Source organism: Nitrobacter winogradskyi (assembly GCF_006539545.1).
GTDB classification, from domain to species: Bacteria; Pseudomonadota; Alphaproteobacteria; order Rhizobiales; family Xanthobacteraceae; genus Nitrobacter; species Nitrobacter winogradskyi_A.
In genome coordinates this window covers 1-20,120 of sequence record NZ_BJNF01000019.1, presented here as the reverse complement: position 1 = coordinate 20,120, position 20,120 = coordinate 1, and the positions used below count along the sequence as shown (strand labels likewise).

General features: G+C 63.0%; 16 protein-coding genes. 14 read left to right on the top strand and 2 right to left on the bottom strand.

What is annotated here, in order from left to right; all coding sequences use genetic code 11:
• The first annotated feature begins 124 nt into the window (after positions 1-124).
• The 7 genes from mdh to lpdA all read left to right on the top strand — a co-directional run bounded on the left by mdh (position 125) and on the right by lpdA (position 9,926).
• Positions 125-1,093 carry a malate dehydrogenase gene (gene mdh, locus NWI01_RS04065; RefSeq protein ID WP_141382662.1) on the top strand — a complete coding sequence of 323 codons (969 nt, stop codon included), beginning with the start codon at positions 125-127 and terminating at the stop codon, positions 1,091-1,093.
• Between the two features lie 155 nt (positions 1,094-1,248).
• On the top strand, positions 1,249-2,448 hold the full coding sequence (gene sucC / locus NWI01_RS04060; protein ID WP_141382661.1) for an ADP-forming succinate--CoA ligase subunit beta: 1,200 nt from the start codon (positions 1,249-1,251) through the stop codon (positions 2,446-2,448).
• On the top strand, positions 2,448-3,332 hold the full coding sequence (sucD, locus tag NWI01_RS04055; protein WP_141382660.1) for a succinate--CoA ligase subunit alpha: 885 nt from the start codon (positions 2,448-2,450) through the stop codon (positions 3,330-3,332). The genes sucC and sucD overlap by 1 nt, the downstream gene beginning before the upstream one ends.
• A 148-nt stretch (positions 3,333-3,480) precedes the next feature.
• Positions 3,481-6,438, top strand: coding sequence for a 2-oxoglutarate dehydrogenase E1 component (locus tag NWI01_RS04050; RefSeq protein WP_141382659.1), 2,958 nt, complete (start codon positions 3,481-3,483; stop codon positions 6,436-6,438).
• Positions 6,439-6,539: 101 nt separating this feature from the next.
• Positions 6,540-7,826: a 2-oxoglutarate dehydrogenase complex dihydrolipoyllysine-residue succinyltransferase gene (gene odhB, locus NWI01_RS04045; RefSeq protein WP_141382658.1), complete on the top strand. Its 1,287-nt coding sequence runs from the start codon at positions 6,540-6,542 to the stop codon at positions 7,824-7,826.
• A 236-nt stretch (positions 7,827-8,062) separates the two neighbouring features.
• A complete protein-coding gene (locus NWI01_RS04040; protein ID WP_244613633.1) occupies positions 8,063-8,512 on the top strand; it encodes a hypothetical protein in 450 nt (149 codons plus the stop codon).
• A 10-nt stretch (positions 8,513-8,522) separates the two neighbouring features.
• Positions 8,523-9,926, top strand: a complete 1,404-nt coding sequence (gene lpdA, locus NWI01_RS04035) for a dihydrolipoyl dehydrogenase (RefSeq protein WP_141382656.1) — start codon at positions 8,523-8,525, stop codon at positions 9,924-9,926.
• A 38-nt stretch (positions 9,927-9,964) separates the two neighbouring features.
• Here lpdA and NWI01_RS04030 read toward each other — a convergent pair whose 3' ends face one another.
• Entirely contained in the window at positions 9,965-10,930 is a 966-nt protein-coding gene (locus tag NWI01_RS04030) for a tyrosine recombinase XerC (RefSeq protein ID WP_141382669.1), read from the bottom strand.
• Positions 10,931-11,066: 136 nt separating this feature from the next.
• Between NWI01_RS04030 and NWI01_RS04025 the strand changes: the two genes are divergently transcribed.
• A complete protein-coding gene (locus NWI01_RS04025; RefSeq protein ID WP_141382655.1) occupies positions 11,067-13,283 on the top strand; it encodes a primosomal protein N' in 2,217 nt (738 codons plus the stop codon).
• 92 nt (positions 13,284-13,375) lie between these two features.
• Here the strand turns inward: NWI01_RS04025 and NWI01_RS04020 are convergent, their stop codons facing one another.
• On the bottom strand, positions 13,376-13,882 hold the full coding sequence (locus NWI01_RS04020; protein WP_141382654.1) for a septal ring lytic transglycosylase RlpA family protein: 507 nt from the start codon (positions 13,880-13,882) through the stop codon (positions 13,376-13,378).
• 645 nt (positions 13,883-14,527) lie between these two features.
• Here NWI01_RS04020 and NWI01_RS04015 point away from each other — a divergent pair.
• The 6 genes from NWI01_RS04015 to NWI01_RS03990 all read left to right on the top strand — a co-directional run bounded on the left by NWI01_RS04015 (position 14,528) and on the right by NWI01_RS03990 (position 20,030).
• Positions 14,528-15,088 (top strand): F0F1 ATP synthase subunit delta, encoded by a 561-nt coding sequence (locus NWI01_RS04015; protein ID WP_011313760.1) that lies wholly within the window; start codon positions 14,528-14,530, stop codon positions 15,086-15,088.
• On the top strand, positions 15,088-16,620 hold the full coding sequence (atpA, locus tag NWI01_RS04010; RefSeq protein ID WP_141382653.1) for a F0F1 ATP synthase subunit alpha: 1,533 nt from the start codon (positions 15,088-15,090) through the stop codon (positions 16,618-16,620). The genes NWI01_RS04015 and atpA overlap by 1 nt, the downstream gene beginning before the upstream one ends.
• Before the next feature lie 135 nt (positions 16,621-16,755).
• Positions 16,756-17,634 (top strand): F0F1 ATP synthase subunit gamma, encoded by an 879-nt coding sequence (locus tag NWI01_RS04005; protein ID WP_141382652.1) that lies wholly within the window; start codon positions 16,756-16,758, stop codon positions 17,632-17,634.
• Positions 17,635-17,651: 17 nt separating this feature from the next.
• Entirely contained in the window at positions 17,652-18,056 is a 405-nt protein-coding gene (locus NWI01_RS04000; RefSeq protein ID WP_141382651.1) for an organic hydroperoxide resistance protein, read from the top strand.
• Between the two features lie 28 nt (positions 18,057-18,084).
• Positions 18,085-19,515, top strand: a complete 1,431-nt coding sequence (atpD, locus tag NWI01_RS03995) for a F0F1 ATP synthase subunit beta (RefSeq protein ID WP_011313764.1) — start codon at positions 18,085-18,087, stop codon at positions 19,513-19,515.
• A gap of 107 nt (positions 19,516-19,622) precedes the next feature.
• On the top strand, positions 19,623-20,030 hold the full coding sequence (locus NWI01_RS03990) for a F0F1 ATP synthase subunit epsilon (protein WP_141382650.1): 408 nt from the start codon (positions 19,623-19,625) through the stop codon (positions 20,028-20,030).
• Positions 20,031-20,120: the final 90 nt, after the last annotated feature.

Sequence of the window (20,120 nt, the reverse complement as noted above, 5' to 3'; positions counted from 1 at the left end):
TTCACGCGAACCGGCATCCATCCTCGGGTCAAGCACGAGGACATGCTTTGCTCGAAACGCTATAACCACGATCCGTCGAGGTTTTTCCTTCCTGTCTCTAATTGTCATCAAAGGATGAATTCCCATGGCGCGCGACAAGATTGGCTTGATCGGCTCCGGTCAGATCGGAGGGACGCTCGCTCACCTCATCGGACTGAAAGAACTCGGCGACGTCGTGATGTTCGATATCGCGGATGGCGTTCCGCAAGGCAAATCGCTCGATATCGCCCAGTCGTCCCCGGTAGAAGGGTTCGACGCCAGACTGACCGGCGCCAACTCCTATGAAGCGCTCGAAGGCGCCAGCGTCTGCATCGTCACCGCCGGTGTTCCGCGCAAGCCGGGCATGAGCCGCGACGATCTGCTCGGCATCAATCTCAAGGTGATGGAACAGGTCGGCGCCGGCATCAGGAAGTATGCGCCGGATGCGTTCGTCATCTGCATCACCAATCCGCTCGACGCCATGGTGTGGGCGCTGCAGAAGGCCTCCGGTCTGCCGGCGAAGAAGGTGGTCGGCATGGCCGGCGTGCTTGATTCCTCGCGATTCCGCTATTTCCTGGCGGACGAATTCAACGTCTCGGTGGAAGACGTGACAGCCTTCGTGCTTGGCGGTCATGGCGACAGCATGGTGCCGCTGGTGAAGTATTCGACGGTGGCGGGCATTCCGCTGCCGGACCTCGTCAAGATGGGCTGGACCTCGCAGGCCCGCATTGATGAAATCGTGGATCGCACCCGCAACGGCGGTGCCGAGATCGTCAATCTGCTCAAGACCGGTTCGGCGTTCTATGCCCCGGCCGCCTCCGCGATCGCGATGGCGGAAAGCTTCCTGCGCGACAAGAAACGCGTGCTGCCTTGCGCCGCCTATCTCAATGGCGAGTTCGGGGTGTACGACATGTATGTCGGCGTGCCCGTGGTGATCGGCGCCAAGGGCGTCGAACGGATTGTCGAGATCGAACTGGCGGGCAGGGATCGGGAAGCCTTCGACAAATCGGTCGCCGCGGTTCAGGGGCTCGTCGATGCCTGCAAGAAGATCGCCCCTGATCTGCTCGACCGTTGATCGGCATTGTCTCGGTTCGGTGCCGAAAGATGCGCGTGCGGTCTTGGAAGCATACTTGGAGGCATATCGTGGGCGGGTCTATCCTGGCCGACGGAAGTGAATGACGGAATTGTTCCTGCCAGAACTCTCCCTGCCGCGGGTTGGAGACCATCCAGATGAACATCCACGAATATCAGGCCAAGGCGTTGCTGCGCGAGTTCGGCGTGCCGGTTTCGCGCGGGGTGGCGGTGTTGCAGGCATCGGAAGCGGAGGCCGCGGCCAAAACGCTGGGCGGTCCTGTCTGGGTGGTGAAAAGCCAGATTCACGCCGGCGGCCGCGGCAAGGGCAAGTTCAAGGAAGCTTCCGCCGGCGACAAAGGCGGCGTCCGTCTCGCCAGATCGGTCGACGAGGTGAAGGCCTTCGCCGGCCAGATGCTTGGCGCGACGCTGGTCACGGCGCAGACCGGCCCTGCCGGCAAGCAGGTCAATCGCCTTTACATTGAGGAAGGCTCCGATATCGACAAGGAATTCTACCTCTCGGCGCTGGTCGACCGCGAGACATCGAGGATTTCGTTCGTGGTCTCCACCGAAGGCGGGATGAACATCGAGGAGGTCGCGCACAAAACGCCTGAGAAGATCGTGACCTTCTCGGTCGATCCCGCCACCGGCGTGATGAGCCATCACGGCCGCACCGTCGCCAAGGCGCTGGGATTGCGCGGCGATCTCGGCAAGCAGGCGGAAAAGCTGGTGACGCAGCTTTATGATGCGTTCATCGCCAGGGACATGGCGATGCTGGAGATCAATCCGCTGGTGGTCACGAAACAGGGCGAGCTGCGTGTGCTCGACGCCAAGATATCGTTCGATAGCAACGCGCTGTACCGCCAATCGGATGTGATCGCGCTGCGCGACGAGAGCGAGGAAGACGCCAAGGAGATCGAGGCGTCGAAGTTTGATCTGAGCTACGTCGCGCTCGACGGCCAGATCGGCTGCATGGTCAACGGCGCGGGTCTTGCCATGGCGACCATGGACATCATCAAGCTCTACGGCATGGCGCCCGCGAACTTCCTCGACGTCGGCGGGGGCGCCACCAAGGAGAAGGTGGCGGCCGCCTTCAAGATCATCACCGCGGATCCGAACGTGAAGGGCATCCTGATCAATATCTTCGGCGGCATCATGAAATGCGATGTCATCGCCGACGGCGTTGTCGCCGCGGTGAAACAGGTGGGTCTGAATGTGCCGTTGGTGGTTCGCCTCGAAGGCACCAATGTCGACGCCGGCAAGAAGATTATCCGCGAATCCGGTCTCAACGTGCTACCGGCCGACGATCTCGACGACGCCGCGCAAAAGATCGTCAAGGCGGTGAAGGAGGTCGCGTGATGCCGATTCTGATCGACAAGAGCACCAGGGTCATCTGCCAGGGCTTCACCGGCAAGAACGGCACGTTCCATTCTGAGGCCGCGATCGCCTACGGCACGAAGATGGTCGGCGGCACCTCGCCGGGCAAAGGCGGACAGACCCATCTCGGCCTGCCGGTGTTCGACACCGTCCGCGAAGCGCGCGAGGCGACCGGCGCCGAGGCCAGCGTGATCTACGTGCCGCCGCCGGGCGCGGCGGATGCGATCTGCGAGGCGATCGATTCCGAAATCCCCCTGATCGTCTGCATCACCGAGGGCATTCCGGTGCTGGATATGGTGCGGGTCAGGCGTTCGCTATCGGGATCGAAATCGCGCCTCATCGGACCGAATTGCCCGGGCGTGGTGACGGCGGGTGAGTGCAAGATCGGCATCATGCCCGCAAACATCTTCAAGCCGGGCAACGTCGGCATCGTCTCCCGCTCGGGCACGCTGACCTATGAGGCTGTGTTCCAGACCAGCCAGGAGGGCCTTGGCCAGACCACCGCGGTCGGCATCGGCGGCGACCCCGTCAAGGGCACCGAGTTCATCGACGTGCTGGAGATGTTCCTGGCCGATCCCAACACCAGCGCGATCGTGATGATCGGCGAGATCGGAGGGTCGGCCGAGGAAGACGCCGCCCAGTTCCTGATCGACGAGGCCAGGCGCGGCCGAAGCAAGCCTGTGGTCGGCTTCATCGCCGGGGTCACGGCGCCGCCCGGCCGCCGCATGGGGCATGCCGGCGCGATCATTTCCGGCGGAAAGGGTGACGCCGCCTCCAAGACGGCGGCCATGGAAGCGGCCGGAATAGCGGTTTCCCCGTCGCCCGCGCGACTGGGAAAAACGCTTGTCGAAAAACTGAAGCGTTGATTCAGGTCTTGGTCTTTTCAGCGGGAAGTTTCCCCTTAAATAGGGTAACGTCGAGTTCGCGCTGATCCTGCCGGGAAGGGCTGGTCTCGCGGGGGGAAAGCGTGCGCGCCGTCGGTGACGCGCATGACCTAGAACGTCAGGACGCGATATGTCTCGCCAGGACGCGAATGCCGCATTTGCCCTTTCCTCGTTCCTGCAGGGCGCGAATGCCGGTTACATCGACGAACTCTACGCCCGCTATGAGAAAGACCCCGGTTCGGTCGACGCCGCGTGGCAGGAATTCTTCAGAAGCCTGAAAGACTCTCCACAGGACGTCGAGAAGAACGCGAGAGGCCCATCCTGGGAGAGGGCCAACTGGCCGCAGACCCCCCAGGACGACCTCACCTCGGCGCTCGACGGCAACTGGGCCCGGTTCGAAAAAACCGCGGATGTAAAGGCGCAGGAAAAGGCGAAACCGAAAGCCTCGGTGCTCGCCGGCGGCGACGTCAATCAGGCCACGCGCGATTCGGTTCGCGCGCTGATGCTGATCCGCGCCTACCGCATGCGCGGGCACTTTCATGCCAGGCTCGATCCCCTCGGTCTCGAACCTGCGCGCGATCATGAAGAGCTTGATCCTCGCGCCTATGGGTTCACCGAGGCCGACATGGATCGCAAGATCTTCCTCGACCACGTCCTGGGGCTCGAATACGGCTCGCTGCGCGAGATCGTGGCGATCTGCCGACGTACTTATTGCCAGACCCTGGGCGTCGAGTTCATGCACATTTCGGACGCCGCGCAGAAAAGCTGGATTCAGGAGCGCATCGAGGGGCCGGACAAGGAGATCAGCTTCACGCCGGAAGGCCGCCGCGCCATCCTGATCAAGCTCATCGAGGCCGAGGGGTTCGAGAAGTTCTGCGACGTCAAGTTCACGGGAACCAAGCGCTTCGGTCTCGACGGCGGCGAATCGCTGATCCCGGCGCTGGAGCAGATCATCAAGCGCGGCGGCAATCTCGGCGTGAAGGAAATCGTGATCGGCATGCCGCATCGCGGGCGGCTGAACGTGCTGACGCAGGTGATGGGCAAGCCTCATCGCGCGCTGTTCCATGAGTTCAAGGGCGGTTCGGTCAATCCGGACAGCGTCGAGGGCTCCGGCGACGTCAAGTATCATCTCGGCGCGTCGAGCGACCGCGAGTTCGACGACAACCGGATACACCTGTCGCTGACCGCCAATCCCTCGCACCTCGAAATCGTCGACCCGGTGGTGCTCGGCAAGGTGCGCGCCAAGCAGGACCAGCATGGCGATCCGCCCGAGCAGCGCAACTCCGTGCTGCCGCTGTTGATGCATGGTGACGCCGCCTTTGCGGGACAGGGCGTGGTGGCGGAATGCTTCGCCCTGTCGGACCTCAAGGGCTACCGCACCGGCGGGTCGATCCATTTCATCGTCAACAACCAGATCGGGTTCACCACCTATCCGCGCTACTCGCGCTCGTCCCCTTATCCGTCCGACGTCGCGAAGATGATCGATGCGCCGATCTTCCACGTCAATGGTGACGATCCGGAAGCCGTGGTGTTCGCGGCGAAGGTCGCGGTCGAATTCCGGCAGAAGTTCCACAAGCCGGTCGTGATCGACATGTTCTGCTATCGCCGCCACGGTCATAACGAAGGCGACGAACCGTCGTTCACCAATCCGTTGATGTACAAGAAGATCGCCGTTCATCCCTCGACGCTTGAACTCTACGCCAAGCGGCTGAGCGCCGAAGGCATTATGACCGAGGGCGAGATCGCAAAGCTGAAAGCAGACTGGCGCGCACGTCTGGATGCCGAATTCGAGGCCGGCGCCGGCTACAGGCCGAACAAGGCCGACTGGCTCGACGGCAAGTGGGCCGGTCTCAAGCTTGCCGATCAGAGCGAGGAGCCGCGCCGTGGCGTCACCGGCGTGAACGTCGAGACGCTGAAGAATGTCGGCCGCAGCATTACGCGGGTGCCGGACGGTTTCCGGGTGCATCGCACGGTGCAGCGTTTTCTCGATAATCGCGCCAGGGCGATCGAGAGCGGAGCCGGAATCGACTGGGCGACGGCCGAGGCGCTGGCCTTCTGCACGCTGATGCTTGAGGGCCACAACGTCCGCCTTTCCGGCCAGGACAGCGAACGCGGCACTTTCTCGCAGCGGCATTCGGTGCTGTTCGATCAGGAGGACGAGAGCCGTTACACGCCGTTCAATCATCTCGACGCCGATCACGGCTGCTACGAGGTCATCAATTCGCTGCTGTCGGAAGAAGCCGTGCTCGGTTTCGAGTACGGTTACTCGCTCGCGGAGCCCAACACGCTGACAATGTGGGAAGCACAGTTCGGCGACTTCGCCAACGGCGCGCAGGTCTTGTTCGACCAGTTCATCTCCTCCGGCGAACGCAAGTGGCTGCGCATGTCGGGACTCGTCTGCATGCTGCCCCATGGCTATGAGGGCCAGGGGCCGGAGCATTCCTCGGCGCGGCTGGAGCGGTTCCTGCAGATGTGCGCCGAAGACAACATGCAGGTCGTCAACATCACGACGCCGGCCAACCATTACCATGCGCTGCGCCGCCAGTTGAAACGCCAGATCCGCAAGCCGCTGATCATGATGACGCCGAAGTCGCTGCTGCGCCACAAGCGGGTGGTGTCGCGTCTGGACGAACTCGGCGCCGATACCGCCTTCCATCGCATCCTTTACGACGATGCGACGATGCTGCCGGAGCAAAAGATCCGGCTGGTGGACGACGATAAAATTCGCCGCGTCGTTCTGTGCTCGGGCAAGGTCTACTACGATCTCTACGAGGAACGTGAGCAGCGCGACATCAATGATGTCTACCTGATGCGGATCGAACAGCTGTATCCCGTTCCGCTGAAGGCGCTGGTGCAGGTTCTCGGCAGCTTCAAGAACGCCGAGATCGTCTGGTGCCAGGAAGAGCCACGCAACATGGGCGCATGGCACTTCATCGAGCCTTATCTCGAATGGGTCCTCAACCAGCTCGGCGCACCCGGAAAACGCCCGCGTTATGCCGGCCGCGCCGCGGCCGCGGCCACCGCGACGGGGTTGATGTCGAAGCATCTTGCGCAACTCAAGGCGTTCCTCGACGAGGCGCTGAGCTGACACGGACAGCATGTCGGGCTGAAACACGAGGCCAACTTGTGGCGGATGTTTCCGGGCATCCTTTCTCGGGACAGGTCAGCCATGACGAAAGGAAGAGGACCATGACTGAGATACGGGTTCCGACGCTCGGCGAATCGGTGACCGAGGCGACAATCGGAAAATGGTTCAAGAAACAAGGGGACGCCGTATCCGTCGACGAGCCGCTCGTCGAACTCGAAACCGACAAGGTGACCATCGAAGTGCCCGCGCCGTCTGCTGGCACGCTGGCCGAACTCGTCGCCAGGCAGGGCGAGACGGTGGCCGTCGGCGCGCTGCTTGGACAGATCACCGAAGGCGGCGCGCCGGCAAAACCGGCGGCGGCCAAGACGCAAGGCATCAGTGCTGAGAGCACGACCGGGCGGCCGGACCTGAAGTCCGACACCACGACACCGATCAACGCTGGCCCGGAAGAGCCGCGGCCGAGAGCGGAAGCCGCGCCGCCGGCCGATGCGCCGCTCGCCCCCTCGGTGCGCAAACTCTCCGCCGAGAGCGGCATCGACGCTTCCACCGTGGCGGGCTCCGGCAAGGATGGCCGCGTCACCAAGGGCGATATGCTGGCGGCGATCGAGAAGGCTGCGTCGGCGCCGACCCCGGTCGACCAGCCGGCTGCCGCCGTGCAGGTGCGCGCGCCGTCTCCGGCGGACGACGCCTCGCGCGAGGAGCGGGTGAAGATGACGCGGCTGCGCCAGACCATCGCGCGCCGCCTCAAGGAGGTGCAGAACACCGCCGCGATTCTGACGACCTTCAACGAAGTCGACATGAGCGGCGTCATGGCGCTCCGCGCGCATTACAAGGACGTGTTCGAGAAGAAGCATGGTGTGAAGCTCGGCTTCATGGGCTTCTTCACCAAGGCCATCGTGCAGGCGCTGAAGGACATTCCGGCGGTCAATGCCGAACTCGATGGCAGCGACCTGATCTACAAGAACTACTATCATATCGGAATCGCCGTCGGCACCGACAAGGGACTGGTGGTGCCCGTGGTGCGCGACTGCGATCAAAAATCGATCGCCGAGATCGAGAAGAGCATCGCCGACTACGGCCGCCGCGCCCGCGACGGCCAGCTCAAGATCGAGGAAATGCAGGGCGGCACCTTCACCATCACCAATGGCGGTATCTACGGCTCGCTGATGTCGACTCCGATCCTGAATGCGCCGCAGGCCGGCATTTTAGGTATGCACAAGATTCAGGAACGGCCGGTGGCGATCGATGGCAAGGTGGAAATCCGGCCGATGATGTATCTCGCGCTCTCTTATGACCACCGCGTCATCGACGGCAAGGAGGCCGTCACCTTCCTCGTGCGCGTCAAGGAATCGCTCGAAGATCCGGCGCGGCTGGTGCTGGACCTGTAATTCGAGCCAGAGCATGTTCGCTTCTGATTGAATCAGAAGCGAGGCTCTGGATTGTTGTCTTGACGCGTTTTCTTCACGCGAACCGGTTTCCACTTCGCTCGAAAACGCTATAGATTATTGTTTTGACGCGTTTTCTTCACGCGAACAGGTCACCCCTTCGCTCGAAAACGCTATAAGGCAACCACATGACGCAAATCCTGCTGAAGTCCAATATCAGAACCGCCGAGCTTGGTCATTTGACCGCCATCGATCTGGAGTTGAATGCAGTCATTCTGGAGCTGGTTTATCTGGCCTGCTTGAGCTTCGAGCACGGTCCATCCGCCGCAGGGATGTACCTCTCCGAGTATGGCGGGGAGATCAAAAGCGTTACCTATGAGAATCCGCTGGATGTTCTGGGAGACTTCAAGAACATCTCGAAAAAATCCGCGGACTGGGTTCTGTCACGAACGCTGTTCTACCACGACAACCATAGACGGCGGGCGAGGGCCGATCAGGAGAAGGCAGGCGCTGGAGAAAATCATCAATCGATAATCGAGAAAAAGCTGGGCAACCTCGACAAGGCCCACGCTTTGAGGGGCAAGCTGATCAAGGACGGTGCCGATCCAGACGAACTCAACCGGCTGGTCGGAGGATTGCTCTTCGAGCAGCGCGCAAAATTGATTCCCGGGCCGGACGAGGCGGGCTGAGCAGGCACTCATGGCGACATACGACCTCATCGTTATCGGCACCGGTCCCGGCGGTTACGTTTGCGCGATTCGCGCGGCGCAGCTCGGCATGAAAGTCGCCGTCGTCGAGAAGAACCCGACGCTCGGCGGCACCTGCCTCAATGTCGGCTGCATGCCGTCGAAGGCGCTGCTGCACGCTTCCGAGATGTTCCAGGAGGCGGGACATTCGTTGGCAAAAATGGGCATCGGCGTCAGCGCGCCGAAGCTCGATCTGCCCGCGATGATGGACTTCAAGCAGCAGGGCATCGACGGCAACGTCAAGGGCGTCGAATACCTGATGAAGAAGAACAAGATCGACGTGCTGCGTGGCGCCGGCCGCATCATCGCAGCCGGCCAGGTCGAGGTGACGACCGCCGACGGCAAAAAACAGACGGTTGAAACGAAGAACATCGTGATCGCCACCGGCTCCGATGTCGCGAAACTCAAGGGAGTCGAGATCGACGAGAAGCGTATCGTGTCGTCGACCGGTGCGTTGTCGCTTGAGAAAGTGCCCGACAAGCTGTTGATCGTCGGCGCCGGAGTGATTGGGCTCGAACTCGGCTCGGTGTGGCGCCGCCTCGGTTCGCAGGTCACGGTGGTGGAATTTCTCGATCGCATCCTGCCCGGCATGGACGGCGAAGTGGCGAAGCAATTCCAGCGCATTCTCGAGAAGCAGGGCTTCGCTTTCAAGCTCGGAACCAAGGTCACCGGCGTCGATACATCAGGCAAAACGCTGTCGGCTCGGATCGAACCCGCAGCGGGCGGCGCCGCCGAAACGATCGAAGCCGATGCGGTGCTGGTCGCGATCGGCCGCACACCTTACACCGAGGCATTGGGCCTCAAGGAAGCCGGCGTCGCGCTCGATGATCGCGGTCGCGTGGAGATCGACAAGCATTTCGCGACCAGCGTGAAGGGCATTTACGCCATCGGCGATGTCGTCCGGGGACCGATGCTTGCCCACAAGGCCGAGGACGAGGGCGTGGCGTGCGCGGAGATTCTCGCCGGCCAGGCCGGCCATGTGAACTACGACGTGATCCCCGGCGTGATCTACACAACGCCCGAGGTGGCATCGGTCGGCAAGACCGAGGAGGAGCTAAAGCAGGCTGGCACGGACTATACCGTCGGCAAGTTTCCGTTCACGGCGAATGGCCGCTCCAAGGTCAATCAGACGACAGACGGCTTCGTGAAGATGTTGGCGGACGCGAAAACCGACCGCGTGCTCGGCGTTCACATCGTCGGCCGCGAGGCCGGCGAGTTGATCCATGAAGCCTGCGTGCTGATGGAGTTCGGCGGCTCGGCGGAAGATCTCGCCCGCACCTGCCACGCGCATCCGACGCGATCGGAAGCCGTCAAGGAAGCCGCCCTCGCCGTTGGAAAACGCGCCATTCACATGTGAGGACCGCGCCGCCGGACTTGTTTCACCGCGATCCCTGGTCAGGCGCGCGGATGCGCCGTCCGGTAGACGTCGAGCAGCCGCTCGCTATCGATGCCGGTGTAGATCTGCGTGGTAGAGAGCGACGCGTGGCCAAGCAGTTCCTGGATCGCGCGCAGGTCGCCGCCTCGGCTCAAGAGATGCGTCGCGAATGAATGGCGCAGCGCATGGGGCGTCGCGCTGTCGGGCAGGCCGAGCGCGCCGCGCATGCGCGCCATCACAAGCTGGATGATGCGCGCCCTGAGCGTACCGCCCCGCGCTCCGACGAAGATCGGTCCTTCCGGCGCCAGCGAATGCGGGCACATCGCGACATACTCATGGATGAGCGCCAGCACGTTCTGCAGCACCGGCACCATCCGCGTCTTGTTGCCTTTCCCGGTGACTACCAGCACGTCGCCCGCGCCGGGCAGCGGCACGTCGCGGCGCTTCAAGCCGAGCGCTTCGGAGATGCGCAGGCCGGATCCGTACAGCAGCGCCATCACCGCGGCGTCGCGCGCCCAGATCCATGGCTCCCGATCCTCGCCCGCGCGCTCGGACGCGTCGGCAAATCGCTTTGCCGCGCTCATATGGATCGGTTTCGGCAGGCTCTTGCCAACCTTCGGCGCGCGGATCGCGCCGAGCGCGCCGACCTTGCCGAGCCCTTCCCGTTCAAGAAACCGCGCGAACGAGCGCAAGCCAGCCAGCGAACGCATCAGCGACCGGCCACCGATGTCGTCGGCGCGTCGCGCGGCCATGAAGGCCCGGATATCGCTCGGTTCAAGCGCGGCGAAACGCTCCAGCGTCACCATTTCGCTCCAGTGCTGGCCGAGAAACATCAGGCATTGCCTGACATCGCGCGCATAGGCTTCCAGCGTCTTGGGCGACAGCCGACGCTCGGCCCGCAGATGCGTGAGCCATCGCACGATCTGCTGTCCGACGTCCGACGCCGCGCAGGCGGGATCGGGAAGCGGCTCTGCGCGTTTCGCCATCATCGCACCCTGCATGTTGAGTCCGGCGATTATATCGCGCGGCTTTCGTTTATCCTTCGCTAATCTTCCGGTTGGCTGGCCTATGGTGGTGCTGTCCTAAATTGTTAACCCGATCCTGATCGAGCTGATTTTCCCGATGGACCGTTCTTCGCGTCATGGCACGTTACCGGCATCGTCATCGACGGCGCGCGTCGTCGATGTGCAGGCTCCCGTCGCGATCGATCATGCCTATACCTATCGCGTGCCAGACGGCATGCAGGTGCGGCCAGGCGAGGTGGTGACGGTGCCGCTCGGCTCCCGCGAGGTGGTCGCCGTGGTCTGGGCCGAGAACCCCGCGCCAGATCCGCGCCTGCACAACCGGCTGAAGGATATCTCCGGCAAGCTCGATGTGCCTCCGCTCAGGGACGAAATCCGCACGCTGATCGACTGGGTCGCCAACTACACGCTGTCGCCGCGCGGGATGGTGATGCGCATGAGTCTGCGGATGGGCGAACATCTCGGGCCGGAACGGGTGCGGCCGGGTGTGCGGCTGAGCGGCGAGCCGCCCCGGCGCATGACCCCGGCGCGGCGGCGGTTGCTGGCGATCCTGTCGGACGGACTGCTGCGCGCGAAATCCGATGTGGCCAGGGAAGCGGGCGTCAGCGTCGGCGTCATCGATGGGCTGGTCGATGAGGGCACGCTGACGGTCGAGCCGATGCCACCACCGCCGCCACCGCCGCCGCCCGATCCCAATTTCGCAGTTCCGGACTTCTCCCGATCACAAAGAGCGGCCGTTGACGCCATGCGCACGCTGGCATCGAACGGCACGTTCCACGTCGCACTGCTCGATGGCGTAACGGGCTCCGGAAAGACCGAGGTCTATTTCGAAGCGGTCGCCGAAACCGTCCGCCGCGGCAAACAGGCTTTGATCCTGATGCCGGAGATCGCGCTGACCGGGCAGTTCCGTGACCGTTTCACTGCGCGTTTCGGCGAGCGGCCGCTGGAGTGGCATTCCGAATTGACGCCGCGCACCCGCGCGCGCAACTGGGCAGCCATCGCGGCGGGCGAGGCGCAGGTCGTGGTCGGCGCGCGCTCCGCGCTGTTTCTGCCCTATGCCAGCCTCGGACTGATCATTGTCGATGAGGAGCACGATCAGGCCTACAAGCAGGACGAGGGCGTGCGCTATCACGCCCGCGACATGGCCGTGGTTCGCGCACATGTCGCGAAGATTCCGATCGTGCTTGCCTCGGCGACGCCATCGGTTGAGAGCGAAGTCAACGCGCGCAAGGGCCGCTACCAGCGCATCGCGCTGACGTCGCGGTTCGGCGGTCAGCATTTGCCGCAGATCGAACTGATCGATCTGCGGCGCGAGGGACCGTCGCGCGGCCGCTTCATTTCTCCGCGTCTGGCCGGAGAGATCGGGAGCGCTATCGAGCGGCGCGAGCAGGCGCTGCTGTTTCTCAATCGCCGCGGTTACGCGCCGCTGACCTTGTGCCGCGGCTGCGGCCACCGCTTCGCCTGCACCATTTGCGATGCCTGGCTGGTGGATCACCGCTTCCGGGAGCGGCTCGTTTGCCATCACTGCGGCTTCTCGATGCCGCGTCCGCATCGATGCCCGCATTGCGCGGCCGAACAATCGCTGGTCGCGGTCGGCCCCGGCGTCGAACGGCTGCAGGAGGAGGCCGCCGCCCTGTTTCCCGATGCGCGGACCATGGTGCTGTCGAGCGACCTGATCACCTCGATCGAGACCATGCGCTCGGAGTTGAACGACATCGCCGAGGGCCGCGTCGACATCATCATCGGCACGCAACTGGTGGCGAAGGGACACCATTTTCCGCGCCTGAATCTGGTCGGGGTGGTGGATGCCGACCTCGGACTCGGCAACGGCGATCCCCGCGCCGCGGAGCGAACCTTCCAACTGCTCAATCAGGTGATCGGCCGCACTGGCCGCGAACAGGGTCGCGGCGTCGGCTATTTGCAAACCCACCAGCCCGAACATCCCGTGATGAAGGCGCTGGTCGCGGGTGATCGCGAGGCGTTCTACGCCAGCGAAATAGCGGCGCGTGAGCGGACCGGCTACCCGCCGTTCGGCCGGCTGGCCAGCCTGATCATATCCGCGGGCGACCGCCCGAGCGCGGAAAGCTTCGCCCGCCGGCTCGCCGCGGTTGCGCCGATCGACGAGCGCATCCAGGTGCTGGGACCGGCGGAAGCGCCGCTGGCCCTGATCAAGGGACGCTATCGATTCCGCCTGCTGGTGAAGTCGGCGCGCGGCGTGGACCTCTCCGGCTATTTGCGCGACTGGCTCGCGTCCGCGCCGAAGACGAAAGGCAATCTCAAGCTCGAAGTGGATGTCGATCCGCAGAGCTTTCTTTGAGAGGCCTTTCCGCTTCTGATGGAATCAGAAGCGGGGTTTTATGATCTTGATTTGACGCGTTTTGAGAAGCGAAACGCGGTGTGGGAGCTGGTTTACATGACCTCGGCGACCACACGGCCGACGCCGCGGCCGGTCAGGCCGATCGCGTGGGCGGCGCCTTTTGAAAGGTCCAGCACGCGGCCGCGGATGAATGGACCGCGATCGTTGATGGTGACGACCACGCTGCGGCTGCCATGGGTGACCCTCAGCCTGGTCCCGAACGGGAGGCTGCGATGGGCGGCGGTCATGGCGTTCTGGTTGAAGCGCTGGCCGGACGCGGTGCGGTTGCCGGCCTCATTGCCATAATAAGAGGCCACGCCGGAAAACGATCGGTTCGAACGGGCAGAACGTTCGAGAGACGCATTGGCGTTGGTCCAGGCAGGCCCGCTGGCGCCGTGGCTCTTCGCATGATGTCCCTGTTGATGATGACGATGATGGTTGCGCGACCCGGCCAAAGCCTCGGTGACGCCGCCTGCAATCAAGACGCTCGCGGTCATCACAGCGGCCAAGGTACGCGGCCGGATAAGAAACGCTAGCGTCGTCTTTCGCGAGTGCAACATATTGTAGGACCCCTAAAAGTATTGCCGCCCTTGCGGCAAGTGAAACCCATGATCTTTGACTCGCGGCGTGGTTGATCCTCCAACTAAGGCGTAAAATGGGCAGAGAATTGCTTCGTGACTCGGATGAAATATCTTTTGATCGGAGCGGACTCGTCCGCTAATCCTATTATTACACGATTTAACGGAAAATTAATAATACTATACTTATGTATACTGTAAATGAAAGTTATTACGCCGGATGAGTAACCATTCGGTAAGTACTGCGGGCCGCTCGCGCACTAAGCTCGACCCGTCGTTATGTAGAAAGCCGCGATGGCGCGGGATCGATTGGCTTGCTGTTCCATCCGGTGTTCGCCGAGCGAATGACTGTACGCAGGCGCGTTGGGCGCTTCCCGCGATTCTCCTTAGTTCCCGCGCTCGGTTGAAATTCCGGGCGCCATGCGACAAGGCATCGCCGTAGGCTGCCGTCATGTTGCACCTGCGCGCGCGCTATGTTAGCAAAGCCGCGATTTTAACGTCGCCGGTACGCTCGTGCCGGCCGGAAATCGAAGTCCCTCTTGAATTCCAAGGGCTTGGGCCGCTTTGGCGCCGCTTATCCGGCGACGGCTTTTCCCTTGCGAGTTTGACAGCTTGAAGAGCGCGGTGGTGGCTGCTGTAGATCCCTCGGTTTCTGGTGTGTCCGGTCGTTATGCGACGGCCCTGTTCGAACTGGCGCGTGAAGACAAATCGATCGACGCCGTCAAGGCCGACCTCGACAAGTTCGATGCCATGCTGGCGGAGAGCCCTGAACTGGTGCGCCTGGTGCGCAGTCCGGTTTTCAGCGCCGATACGCAAAGCAAGGCGCTCGCCGCCGTGCTGAGCAAGGCCGGGATCGGCGGCACGACCGCAAATTTCCTGAAAGTTCTGGCCGCCAACCGCCGTCTGTTCGCGGTGGCGGATGTGATCCGGGCGTTTCGCGCGCTGGTCGCGAAATTCAAGGGCGAAGCCACGGCGGAGGTTACCGTCGCGGAGAAGCTTAATGACAAGAATCTGGACGCGCTGAAGGCCGCGCTGAAATCAGTGACGGGCAAGGACATCACGCTCAACGTGAAGGTCGATCCGTCCATCATCGGCGGGCTTGTCGTCAAGCTCGGCAGCCGCATGGTGGACACCTCGCTCCGGACCAAACTCAATTCGATCAAGCACGCGATGAAAGAGGCAGGCTGATGGACATCCGCGCCGCGGAAATTTCGGCGATCCTGAAGGATCAGATCAAGAATTTCGGCAAGGAAGCCGAAGTTTCGGAAGTCGGACAGGTGCTGTCCGTCGGCGACGGTATCGCCCGCGTCTATGGCCTCGACAACATCCAGGCCGGCGAGATGGTCGAGTTCGAGAACGGTACGCGCGGCATGGCGCTGAACCTCGAAACCGACAATGTCGGTATCGTGATTTTCGGCGCCGACCGCGAGATCAAGGAAGGCCAGACCGTCAAGCGCACCCGCGCCATCGTCGACGCGCCGGTCGGCAAGGGCCTGCTCGGCCGCGTGGTCGACGCGCTGGGCAATCCGATCGACGGCAAGGGGCCGATCCAGGGCGCCGAGCGCAAGCGCGTTGACGTCAAGGCACCCGGCATCATTCCGCGCAAGTCGGTGCACGAGCCGATGGCGACCGGCCTCAAGGCCATCGACGCCCTGATCCCGATCGGCCGCGGGCAGCGCGAATTGATCATCGGCGACCGCCAGACCGGCAAAACCGCGATCGCGCTCGACACCATTCTCAATCAGAAGCCGCTCAATGTCGCGGGCGCTCCGGAGAGCCAGAAGCTCTATTGCGTCTACGTCGCGGTCGGCCAGAAGCGCTCCACCGTGGCGCAGTTCGTCAAGGTGCTCGAGGAGCAGGGCGCGCTGGAATATTCGATCGTGGTCGCCGCGACCGCGTCCGATCCGGCTCCGATGCAGTATCTTGCGCCCTTCACCGGCTGCACCATGGGCGAGTATTTCCGCGACAACGCCATGCACGCCGTCATTATTTATGACGACCTTTCCAAGCAGGCCGTCGCCTATCGCCAGATGTCGCTGTTGCTGCGCCGTCCGCCGGGCCGCGAGGCCTATCCGGGCGACGTGTTCTACCTGCATTCCCGTCTTCTGGAGCGCGCCGCCAAGCTGAATGACAGCCAGGGCAACGGCTCGCTGACCGCGCTGCCGGTGATCGAAACCCAGGCCAACGACGTGTCGGCCTATATTCCGACCAACGTGATTTCGATCACCGACGGCCAGATCTTCCTGGAAACCGACCTGTTCTTCCAGGGCATTCGCCCCGCGGTGAACGTCGGCCTTTCGGTGTCGCGCGTCGGCTCGTCGGCACAGACCAAGGCGATGAAGAAGGTCGCCGGCAAGATCAAGGGCGAGCTCGCGCAGTACCGCGAAATGGCGGCCTTCGCGCAGTTCGGCTCCGACCTCGACGCCTCGACCCAGCGCCTGCTCAACCGCGGCTCGCGCCTGACCGAGCTTCTCAAGCAGCCGCAGTTCTCGCCGCTGAAGATGGAAGAGCAGGTGGTGGTGATCTGGGCCGGCACCAACGGCTATCTTGATCCGCTGCCGCTCAGCAAGGTGCGTGCGTTCGAGGACGGGCTGTTGTCGCTTTTGCGCGGCCAACATGCCGATATCCTCAACACCATCCGCGACGCTCGCGATCTCAGCGATGAGACGGCGGGCAAGCTCAAGAGCGTCGTCGAAGGTTACGCCAAGACATTCGCGTAAGTTTTGTGGCCGGGCCGTCCGCGCCTTGAGGCGCGGCGGCGAAAGACGACGCGAACGCCCGGCACAAGGCCGGGCGTGACGAAACAGGGAATTTGCGGCCGGGTCCATGACCGGACCGGCAGGGCGAGACAGAGAATGGCTTCACTCAAGGACATGCGTGTCCGCATCGCCTCGACCAAGGCGACGCAGAAGATCACCAAGGCCATGCAGATGGTGGCCGCTTCCAAGCTCCGTCGCGCGCAGAACGCCGCGGAAGCAGCGCGGCCCTACGCCGAGAAGATGGACACGGTGATCTCAAATATCGCCAGCGCCGCGGCCGGCTCGCCCAATGCGTCGCCGCTTCTGGTCGGCACTGGCAAGGATCAGGTTCACCTGCTGCTGGTCTGCACCGGCGAGCGCGGTCTGTCCGGCGCGTTCAATTCGGCCATCGTCCGCCTGGCTCGTGACAGAGCCTTCGCTCTGATGAACCAGGGCAAGGAGGTCAAGTTCTTCTGCGTCGGGCGAAAAGGCTACGAGCAGCTCCGTCGCATCTTCGAGAAGCAGATCGTCGAGACCGTCGAACTGCGCTCGGTGCGTCAGCTCGGCTTTGTCAATGCCGAGGACATTGCAGGGAAAGTTCTGGCCCGGTTCGATGCCGGCGAGTTCGATGTCTGCACCCTGTTCTATTCGCGCTTCCAGTCCGTTATCGCGCAGATCCCCACCGCCCAGCAGGTCATTCCGCTGGCGGTGGAAGACGCGGCCACGAGCGACGGCCCCGCGCCGTCCTACGAGTACGAACCGGAGGAAGATGAAATCCTCAAAGGGTTGCTTCCGCGCAATCTCGCCGTGCAGATTTTCCGCGCTCTTCTGGAGAATAACGCCTCGTTCTACGGCGCGCAGATGACCGCAATGGACAACGCCACCCGCAACGCCGGCGAAATGATCCGCAAGCAGACCCTGATCTACAACCGCACCCGACAGGCGATGATTACGAAGGAACTGATCGAGATCATCTCCGGCGCCGAAGCGGTCTAGTCGAAGGAGACGCAGCTATGGCTTATGTCACCAAGGCGACGACGAAGGGCGGCCGCAACGGCCGCGCGATCCTCGATGATGGCGGCCTCGGTCTGGCCATGGCCCTGCCGAAGGAAATGGGCGGTTCGGGCGAAGGACATAATCCCGAGCAGCTTTTCGCGCTGGGCTGGTCGTCCTGCTTCGGCCAGGCGGTGCTGGCGCTCGCCAGAAAGCATGGTCTTGACGGTCAGGCGGCCGAGGTCGGCTGCCACGTCTCGATCGACAAGGACGAGATCAGCTTCGCGCTGAAGGCCGAACTTACGCTGCGCATTCCGGGCGCCGACAAGGAAAAGGTCAAGGCGCTGCTCGAAGACGCTCACACGATCTGCCCGTATTCCCGGGCCACGCGCAACAATGTGCCGGTGACGCTCAGCGTCCTCTGACACGCCTATTCGTTACAGGAGACTTTCTATGGCTACAGCAGCCAATCAGGTCGGTCGTATTACCCAGGTCATCGGCGCCGTTGTCGACGTGCAGTTCGAAGGGCATCTGCCGGCCATTCTGAACGCGATCGAGACCAAGAACGGCGAGAACCGGCTTGTTCTGGAAGTGGCGCAGCATCTTGGTGAATCCACCGTCCGGACCATCGCCATGGATACCACCGAAGGTCTGGTGCGCGGCCAGGACGTGACCGACACCGGTGCGCCGATCCGGGTGCCGGTCGGCGCAGGTACGCTCGGCCGCATCATGAACGTGATCGGCGAGCCCGTGGACGAGCAGGGCCCGGTCAAGGCCGACGATCTGCGCCCGATTCACGCGGAAGCGCCGTCCTATACCGACCAGTCGACCGAAGCGGAAATTCTCGTCACCGGCATCAAGGTCGTGGACCTGCTGGCGCCTTACGCCAAGGGCGGCAAGATCGGGCTGTTCGGCGGCGCGGGCGTCGGCAAGACGGTGCTGATCCAGGAGCTGATCAACAACGTCGCCAAGGCGCATGGCGGTTATTCGGTGTTCGCCGGCGTCGGCGAGCGTACCCGCGAAGGCAACGACCTCTATCACGAATTCATCGAATCCGGCGTCAACAAGAAGGGCGGCGGCGAAGGCTCCAAATGCGCGCTGGTCTACGGCCAGATGAACGAGCCGCCCGGCGCGCGCGCCCGCGTGGCGCTGTCCGGCCTCACGGTCGCAGAGCATTTCCGCGACCAGGGCCAGGACGTGCTGTTTTTCGTCGACAACATCTTCCGCTTCACGCAGGCGGGCTCGGAAGTGTCGGCGCTGCTCGGCCGCATCCCCAGCGCCGTCGGATATCAGCCGACGCTCGCCACCGACATGGGCGCGCTGCAGGAGCGGATCACCACCACCAACAAGGGCTCGATCACCTCGGTGCAGGCGATTTACGTTCCGGCGGACGATCTGACCGACCCGGCGCCGGCGACCTCGTTCGCGCATCTCGACGCAACGACGGTGCTCAACCGCGCCATCTCGGAAAAGGGCATCTATCCGGCGGTGGACCCGCTCGATTCGACCTCGCGCATGCTGTCGCCGCTGATTGTCGGCGAGGAGCACTACCAGACCGCGCGCCTCGTGCAGCAGGTTCTGCAACGCTACAAATCGCTTCAGGACATCATCGCCATTCTCGGCATGGACGAGTTGTCGGAAGAGGACAAGCTCACCGTCGCCCGCGCCCGCAAGGTGGAGCGCTTCCTGTCGCAACCGTTCCACGTCGCCGAGGTGTTCACCGGCTCGCCGGGCAAGTTCGTCGATCTCGCCGACACCATCAAAGGTTTCCGCGACCTCTGCCAGGGCAAGTACGATCATCTGCCGGAAGCGGCGTTCTACATGGTCGGAACCATCGAGGAAGCCGTCGAGAAGGGTAAAAAGCTCGCGGCCGAAGCGGCTTGATCATTGTCGTCGGTGCCGGGCTTCACCCGGCAATCCATCGATAGGTATTCGATGGCGGATGGACCCGCGGGTCAACCTCGCGGGTGACAGCAGAGAGACTGGACACCATGGCGACTTTCCATTTCGATCTCGTTTCGCCGGAGAAACTGGCTTTTTCGGGCGAGGTCGATCAGGTCGATATTCCCGGCGTTGAGGGTGATTTCGGCGTTCTGGCCGGCCACGCGCCCGTCGTCGCCGCCATCCGTCCCGGAATGCTGACCGTCACCGCTGGCGGCACGCAACAGAAGATCATCGTGCTCGGTGGTCTGGCCGAGGTGTCGGAAAAGGGTCTGACCGTGCTTGCCGATGTGGCGACCTCAATCGAGGAACTGGACCGAGCGCAGTTCGCTGATACGATCGCGGGCATGGAAGCCAGGCTGGCGGACAAGGAAGGCTCCGAGCTCGACAAGGCGATCGAGCGGCTGGACCACTTCAAGAGCATTCAGAGCCAGCTCAATACGACGGCTATGCATTAAGCCGTCGCTCGCATGAAATACCGGAGCTGATCCCTCAATGTTTCCGGATCGATGGGACCGGAAACATTGCGATGTAGAGTATTTTAGAGC

Excerpts from the sequence above, each read along its gene's own strand:
- mdh (WP_141382662.1), top strand. The coding sequence starts at position 125 with ATGGCGCGCGACAAGATTGGCTTGATCGGCTCCGGTCAGATCGGAGGG.
- NWI01_RS04025 (WP_141382655.1), top strand. The coding sequence starts at position 11,067 with ATGGACCGTTCTTCGCGTCATGGCACGTTACCGGCATCGTCATCGACG.
- sucD (WP_141382660.1), top strand. The coding sequence starts at position 2,448 with ATGCCGATTCTGATCGACAAGAGCACCAGGGTCATCTGCCAGGGCTTC.
- NWI01_RS04030 (WP_141382669.1), bottom strand. The coding sequence starts at position 10,930 with ATGGCGAAACGCGCAGAGCCGCTTCCCGATCCCGCCTGCGCGGCGTCG.
- odhB (WP_141382658.1), top strand. The coding sequence starts at position 6,540 with ATGACTGAGATACGGGTTCCGACGCTCGGCGAATCGGTGACCGAGGCG.
- NWI01_RS04000 (WP_141382651.1), top strand. The coding sequence starts at position 17,652 with ATGGCTTATGTCACCAAGGCGACGACGAAGGGCGGCCGCAACGGCCGC.
- lpdA (WP_141382656.1), top strand. The coding sequence starts at position 8,523 with ATGGCGACATACGACCTCATCGTTATCGGCACCGGTCCCGGCGGTTAC.
- atpA (WP_141382653.1), top strand. The coding sequence starts at position 15,088 with ATGGACATCCGCGCCGCGGAAATTTCGGCGATCCTGAAGGATCAGATC.
- atpD (WP_011313764.1), top strand. The coding sequence starts at position 18,085 with ATGGCTACAGCAGCCAATCAGGTCGGTCGTATTACCCAGGTCATCGGC.
- NWI01_RS04050 (WP_141382659.1), top strand. The coding sequence starts at position 3,481 with ATGTCTCGCCAGGACGCGAATGCCGCATTTGCCCTTTCCTCGTTCCTG.
- NWI01_RS03990 (WP_141382650.1), top strand. The coding sequence starts at position 19,623 with ATGGCGACTTTCCATTTCGATCTCGTTTCGCCGGAGAAACTGGCTTTT.
- NWI01_RS04020 (WP_141382654.1), bottom strand. The coding sequence starts at position 13,882 with ATGTTGCACTCGCGAAAGACGACGCTAGCGTTTCTTATCCGGCCGCGT.
- NWI01_RS04005 (WP_141382652.1), top strand. The coding sequence starts at position 16,756 with ATGGCTTCACTCAAGGACATGCGTGTCCGCATCGCCTCGACCAAGGCG.
- sucC (WP_141382661.1), top strand. The coding sequence starts at position 1,249 with ATGAACATCCACGAATATCAGGCCAAGGCGTTGCTGCGCGAGTTCGGC.